Raw genomic sequence first — 255 nt, forward strand, 5'->3', positions numbered from 1 at the left:
TTGGCCAACGGCCAGACCATCACCATCGGTGTTGGCCAAACCACCGGCACCGCGACCACCACCGCACCGAACGATGCCTTGGCTGGTAACGCTCCGCTGACCAACTCGATCACTAACGTGACCGGCGGCAACTACGAAAACCTCGTGGCCGATAAAACCCCGGTCAGCACCACTGTCACCGATGTTGCCGACACTACAAATCTGTCGCTGAGTGCGACGGGCTCCGTGGCTGAAGGTGGTTCGATTGTTTACACC

1 protein-coding gene is annotated in these 255 nt (G+C 59.2%); it reads left to right on the plus strand.

Annotation, left to right across the window (positions count from 1 at the left end; translation table 11 throughout):
• Positions 1-255: immunoglobulin-like domain-containing protein (locus V6F91_RS27670; protein WP_332769958.1), on the plus strand; the 255-nt coding region annotated here is incomplete at both ends.

Origin of the sequence: Pseudomonas koreensis, assembly GCF_036668835.1 — a bacterium.
GTDB lineage: Bacteria > Pseudomonadota > Gammaproteobacteria > Pseudomonadales > Pseudomonadaceae > Aquipseudomonas > Aquipseudomonas koreensis_I.